Origin of the sequence: Hoylesella oralis ATCC 33269 (genome assembly GCF_000185145.2) — a bacterium.
Taxonomy (GTDB): domain Bacteria; phylum Bacteroidota; class Bacteroidia; order Bacteroidales; family Bacteroidaceae; genus Prevotella; species Prevotella phocaeensis.
Map to the genome: position 1 here is coordinate 1 of NZ_GL833117.1, position 2500 is coordinate 2500.

Below are 2500 nucleotides of genomic sequence, written 5' to 3' on the forward strand. Positions count from 1 at the left end.
TTTTTCATTTTCTTGTTCAAATATTTGGCGGTTTTATATTTTTGTATTACTTTTGCCGTCGCTTTCCCTCAGATGTGGGGGTAGTATGTTAGAAAGAGTTCTTTGACTAATTTACATAGGAGACAGAAGAAGTAGTACGAAAAAGCTATCCGTAGCCATGTCTTTTTATTTATTATTTTGATGTGTTTTATGGATAGGGTAGGAAAATCATTCGACTTTGTCATTTATATCCTTGATTCGGGTTATATTTTGTCATTTGCATATCGTTTGTGATCCAATTTGAGCTAACTTATGAGCGTTTTAATACAGACATTTTAGGTATTTGGTGATATTCTTTTAGGTATTTAGGTTTTGCAGTTTATGCTGTTCCTTTTTCCTTTTTTTGTTTATCCATTTATACCTTAATTAATATTTTACAATGTAGAGTTTGATCCTGGCTCAGGATGAACGCTAGCTACAGGCTTAACACATGCAAGTCGCGGGGCATCATGGAGGTTGTTTTCAACTTTTGATGGCGACCGGCGCACGGGTGAGTAACGCGTATCCAACCTTCCCATTACTACGGCATACCCCGTTGAAAGGCGGCCTAATTCCGTATGCAGTCCGAAGCAGTCATCTAATTTGGACGAAAGGTATATTCTATCGGTAATGGATGGGGATGCGTCCGATTAGCCAGCCGGCGGGGTAACGGCCCACCGGGGCATCGATCGGTAGGGGTTCTGAGAGGAAGGTCCCCCACACTGGAACTGAGACACGGTCCAGACTCCTACGGGAGGCAGCAGTGAGGAATATTGGTCAATGGGCGTAAGCCTGAACCAGCCAAGTAGCGTGCAGGATGACGGCCCTATGGGTTGTAAACTGCTTTTATGCGGGGATAAAGTTGGGGACGTGTCCCTTTTTGCAGGTACCGCATGAATAAGGACCGGCTAATTCCGTGCCAGCAGCCGCGGTAATACGGAAGGTCCGGGCGTTATCCGGATTTATTGGGTTTAAAGGGAGCGTAGGCAGTTTTTTAAGCGTGCTGTGAAATGTACCGGCTCAACCGGTGATGTGCAGCGCGAACTGGGAATCTTGAGTACGCAGTAAGCAGGCGGAATTCGTGGTGTAGCGGTGAAATGCTTAGATATCACGAAGAACTCCGATTGCGTAGGCAGCTTGCTGTAGCGTAACTGACGCTGAAGCTCGAAAGTGCGGGTATCGAACAGGATTAGATACCCTGGTAGTCCGCACGGTAAACGATGGATGCCCGCTGTCGGCCTTTTTTGGTCGGTGGCCAAGCGAAAGCGTTAAGCATCCCACCTGGGGAGTACGCCGGCAACGGTGAAACTCAAAGGAATTGACGGGGGCCCGCACAAGCGGAGGAACATGTGGTTTAATTCGATGATACGCGAGGAACCTTACCCGGGCTTGAACTGCCATTGACTTGAATAGAGATATTCATTCCCTTCGGGGCATTGGTGGAGGTGCTGCATGGTTGTCGTCAGCTCGTGCCGTGAGGTGTCGGCTTAAGTGCCATAACGAGCGCAACCCCTTTTTTCAGTTGCCATCGGTTAAAGCCGGGCACTCTGTGAATACTGCCGCCGTAAGGTGTGAGGAAGGTGGGGATGACGTCAAATCAGCACGGCCCTTACGTCCGGGGCTACACACGTGTTACAATGGCGCGTACAGCGAGTCGGCCGTATGTAAATGCGGTCCAATCCTTAAAACGTGCCTCAGTTCGGACTGGGGTCTGCAACCCGACCCCACGAAGCTGGATTCGCTAGTAATCGCGCATCAGCCATGGCGCGGTGAATACGTTCCCGGGCCTTGTACACACCGCCCGTCAAGCCATGAAAGCCGGGGGTGCCTGAAGTCCGTGACCGCAAGGGTCGGCCTAAGGCAATACTGGTAATTGGGGCTAAGTCGTAACAAGGTAGCCGTACCGGAAGGTGCGGCTGGAACACCTCCTTTCTGGAGTTGACGTTCGTATGTTGATTTTTGGATTTGACGCAAATGCATTTAGTTTTTGTTTTTCCTGATTTTTTTGTGCGCTTTCCTCTGTTTTCCTTTGTATATTCTATACGCGAGAAGAATAAAGAAGCCGGGCAGCGTCGCCTTCCCTTGGCTTGGATGCCACCATGTTTTATAGAGTCCTATAGCTCAGTTGGTTAGAGCGCCACACTGATAATGTGGAGGTCGGCAGTTCAAGTCTGCCTGGGACTACCTTTGCGTTTACCGCTGCATGATTTGCTTTCGTGTCTTGTTCCCGATGGGAGTGGATAACGTTTTGGGATTATGCATTAGGTGCGGGGGGATTAGCTCAGCTGGCTAGAGCACCTGCTTTGCAAGCAGGGGGTCAACGGTTCGAATCCGTTATTCTCCACAAAATAGAAGCAGATGGCGCTATGGGTTAATACGTGCGTGAGGGCATCCTCTCCTGCCGTTTCCGAGTCCCTGCCGATTTGCTCAGAAGGTATGGCTTGCAGTCGAAAGAAGTATTTCTTTTTCGATTCGATCCCTT

The 2500-nt window shown here is 49.0% G+C and carries 2 tRNA genes and 1 rRNA gene; all 3 read left to right on the top strand.

The features are described 5' to 3' along the window. The first annotated feature begins 415 nt into the window (after positions 1-415). The 3 genes from HMPREF0663_RS01630 (at position 416) to HMPREF0663_RS01640 (ending at position 2362) form a co-directional block, all read left to right on the top strand. Positions 416-1950: ribosomal RNA gene (locus HMPREF0663_RS01630) — 16S ribosomal RNA — on the top strand. 178 nt (positions 1951-2128) lie between these two features. Continuing rightward, a tRNA-Ile gene (locus HMPREF0663_RS01635) sits at positions 2129-2202 on the top strand. Between the two features lie 86 nt (positions 2203-2288). Beyond that, a tRNA-Ala gene (locus tag HMPREF0663_RS01640) sits at positions 2289-2362 on the top strand. Positions 2363-2500: the final 138 nt, after the last annotated feature.